General features: G+C 47.3%; 5 protein-coding genes. 1 reads left to right on the plus strand and 4 read right to left on the minus strand.

Annotation, left to right across the window (positions count from 1 at the left end):
* Positions 1-33: 33 nt before the first annotated feature.
* From EJQ19_RS29060 to EJQ19_RS29075, 4 genes are all read right to left on the minus strand, one after another.
* The gene (locus EJQ19_RS29060) at positions 34-792 is read right to left on the minus strand and encodes a cyclase family protein (RefSeq protein ID WP_126144737.1); all 759 of its coding nucleotides are present in this window, start codon (positions 790-792) and stop codon (positions 34-36) included.
* Positions 793-849: 57 nt separating this feature from the next.
* Positions 850-1,311, minus strand: coding sequence for a GNAT family N-acetyltransferase (locus tag EJQ19_RS29065; protein ID WP_126144738.1), 462 nt, complete (start codon positions 1,309-1,311; stop codon positions 850-852).
* 66 nt (positions 1,312-1,377) lie between these two features.
* Positions 1,378-1,785, minus strand: a complete 408-nt coding sequence (locus tag EJQ19_RS29070; protein WP_126144739.1) for an NUDIX hydrolase — start codon at positions 1,783-1,785, stop codon at positions 1,378-1,380.
* Between the two features lie 18 nt (positions 1,786-1,803).
* Positions 1,804-2,463: a hypothetical protein gene (locus tag EJQ19_RS29075; RefSeq protein ID WP_126144740.1), complete on the minus strand. Its 660-nt coding sequence runs from the start codon at positions 2,461-2,463 to the stop codon at positions 1,804-1,806.
* A gap of 297 nt (positions 2,464-2,760) precedes the next feature.
* Between EJQ19_RS29075 and EJQ19_RS29080 the strand changes: the two genes are divergently transcribed.
* Entirely contained in the window at positions 2,761-3,447 is a 687-nt protein-coding gene (locus EJQ19_RS29080) for a hypothetical protein (RefSeq protein WP_338143353.1), read from the plus strand.
* Positions 3,448-3,564 lie beyond the last annotated feature (117 nt).

Below are 3,564 nucleotides of genomic sequence, written 5' to 3' on the forward strand. Positions count from 1 at the left end.
GGGTGTTGTATTAGGAGGGCGGGCCGGCGCAGGCTATCCCTCCACAATCGCCACCGGGCGGGCCCAGCCGGCGCTTGCTTTTTCTATTTTGACGGGGAAGCATGCGACTTTGAAGCCGAACGGCCGAGGGATTTGATCCAGGTTCGCCAGCTTCTCGATCTGGCAGTATTCCCGGTCCTTGCCGACGTAGTGAGCGGCCCAGAGGATGCCGTCTTTCGGGTCTTTTTTATACGCCTCGGCCTGCAGGTTCAGCGGAATGTCCCAGCCCCAGCCGTCAGTTCCTACGACTTTAATGCCTTGATCGAGCAGCCACACGGTCGCCTCGGCGGAAACGCCGACATGGAGGAAAGCGTAGTGCTCGTGGTACAGCCTTTTGTCAGCATCGCTTCGAATCAAGACGATGTCCAGCGGCTTAAGCGTGTACCCAATTCGAGCCAGCTCCCCTTGCAAATCCGCGGTAGTCAGTTCATAGCCCGGCGGCTTGCCGCTGAAATCCAGCACAACACCATCCGAGTAAAACCACTCGAGCGGCATCTCATCGATCGTTCTGGCAGGCCGGCCCTCCGAGGTCGGCCAATAATGATACGGCGCATCGACATGCGTCCCGGCATGTGTATTTAATGTAACGTTCTCGGTCGCCCACGCCTTGCTCTCCGAAAAATCGTCTGCCTTCAAACCCAGCACTTGCGCAGCTTGCTGCGCCCCGTCCTCGTGCGATAAGTATTCAATCTTCGCCGGCAGCGGTTCGCGGATGCGCGGGCTGAGCGGCACGCTCAGGTCAATTAGTTTCATGGTGGTACTCCTTTCGGGGGGCCAATGTGATTAACTAACGTTCACGATTAACTGAGTTTAGATATATCTTTTAAACCCTTTGCTAACAAATCCATCATAGCCTTCTCGTTCAAAGAATTGATGTGCTCTTTCACGGGTTGAATTACTTAGCAACATGATCCGATGGCAATGAATAGACTTGCAATACTCTTCAACGTACTGTAAAAGTTGTTTACCAATACGCTTACTTCGATGATTTTCATGAACAATAATGTTCTCAACAATTCCATATGGTCTTGTTCCATGCAACGCCTGAAGACATATATTTAGTGTCACTGTTCCTAGTATCTCTCCATCGAAATCAAAAACGAATAGAAAATTATTAGGATCGTTTTTAATAGTGTCGATTTGTTCTTCGAGTACATTCATTTTCTTACTATTTGGTACTAACATACGATAGAGCTCGTACAGTTGATTTCTGTCAGCTCGCTCAGCTTCACGAATCATATCAATATCAGCTCCAGTGCCGTTGTACTCCACTTATTGTTAAGAATTCCTGCCCGATAACTCCCTCAGCGTCTGGGCTTTAATTGTCCAATTGGCACACTAAAACGCACGGCTTACTACATGTCCTTGTTTGTATTCCAGCGCATCCAAGGCCCTTCTTCGTTGAACCTCGCTCAATTCCGATAGTGGCATCCATTGATAATCGGAGTGTTCAAAACTAAGCTTAATTTCTGCAGCCTCAGGAATCGAACAGCGAAATATCGCGACTTGTGCATTTTGTTTGCTATGATAATAGAACCCTGTTAACACTGCGTCTTGAACTTCTATGCCGAGTTCTTCACGACATTCTCGATAGAGTGCTTCATGAATCGTTTCCCCAGGCTCGACACTGCCACCAGGAAGGCCCCACCCCTTATCGCCATATGTCCGCTTAAGCATCAGCACTTGATCTTCGGAATTAAAAAGGATTGCATGCGCCCCGAACCTAAACATATCGTGAAAAGTCATCCATATCGCCTCACATTTTTAATAATCTGCTTCACACATGAAGATTATTTCACAAAAATGGAAATTAGACGAATATAAATTAGCTGATAAATGACTTATACTTTTTATTGAACAAATATTATTTTTTAAACATCCTTCTCTTAATTCTCTCTCGATAAAGGTAAGCTTTACCACGCAGGTTTCCGCCTCTGGAAGCGGATTAGATTGTCTGGTTGTATATTTGAAAAAAAGTTCGATCCCCTTTTCATATACTTCCCTCATCCCCTCAGCAGCTGTTGCTTGTCTTGCTATCAGCTCTTGATGGCAGGTCTCATACTCGACAGTTGAAAAGTCGATACATAATGTTGCGCAATACGTATCGAAACACATGAAAGCAGCTTTTAAAAAATCATCCAAATATACCGTGCCCGTTGATTTAATCAAGCTCTCCGCTAAAGCAGGGTAATTGCGATAAATTCCCCAGGCTTCCTTCGAATACTGTGCTTCTGCAACTAAAAGATCTCTTAATAAAATACCACAGACTCCCTCGTATTGATTCGCTTCGATGTATGTTATAACTTCACGTCTGAATGCTAGGTTATTATCTATGAATTCATTCGCACGCTTGCCGTTCCATTTAAAACAAATGAACTCTGCCTGTTCAGCCTGGTAGCTCTTCGCAAATAACGCTGCTTCCATGAATCCCTCTCCTTCCTTTCAATTCTACCAAACCATACCACCCCTTTGAAACAAAAAAAGAGACCCGCAGCAACGGGCCACGGGTCCAAGATATATATATTAAAAGGGGGTCGAGATTTATTATAGGGCCCCTGTATGAAGACAAGATGAAAATAAGATGTGTACAATATTAATTTTCTTCGCATTTTGGCAGCGAATTCGATATAATTGTTAGCAACGAGACGAGGAACGTCCCTATTCATCCCAGGATGAGTACGGGGCGTTTTTTGTTTTTACCGATAAAGGAGGCGCGTAGGAATGAAAGCTTTGCCATTCGAAGACACGTATCAACAATTCATGGAGGAGCATATCGCCCGCCGCAAAGGGGAACGCCGAAGCCGACTCGAACGAGGTCCGTTTCATGCGGAGAAGCTGTTTTTGCAGCAAGTCTGGTTCCCTTTAATGGGAAACTTGCAACATCTGCACCCGGAGTATGAAGTGATGGATTGGCGGGGGCGGTCGTATTTTGGAGATTTTGCCTACTTGCCGGGGTTGGCTGAAGTGAAGTTTATGTTGGAGGTCAAAGGGTACGGCCCCCATGTTCAAGAGCTCGATCGAAAAGGATACTGCGATGAATTGAACCGTGAAACGTTTCTTCAAGCGCTGGGGTTCCGTGTCGTATCATTCGCTTATGATGACGTGGCTTATCGGCCCGGACTTTGTATGAACCTGCTGCAAATGCTGCTCGGCCGCTTTCACGCCGCTGCCTCTCCTGTCGATCGGGCGGTGCTCGCGGAGAAAGAAATTTTGCGCCTCCTCCATCAGCAGGCTTCGCCGCTTAGGCCTGTGGATGTGGAGCGGCATTTTGGGATCAATCACCGGACAGCGCTGCGACTTCTGCAATCACTCTGCGCCAAAGGGTGGCTGCATCCGATTTCGCGTACGTCCGGCGGCAAGATCGTCCAGTATGGTTTGGTGCGCGGAGTGCTGCTGTATGTAGATTGAGGGGGAGTCCGCCCATGAAAGGGCGTACTCAAGGGTCCGTTGGGGTCAGAACATGTAAAATGTACAGCAAAATACGCTATATCCAGCCGAACGCTCACTTTACCTGCAAAATGTACA

The sequence above is a fragment of the Paenibacillus whitsoniae genome (assembly GCF_003955665.1).
GTDB classification, from domain to species: domain Bacteria; phylum Bacillota; class Bacilli; order Paenibacillales; family NBRC-103111; genus Paenibacillus_E; species Paenibacillus_E whitsoniae.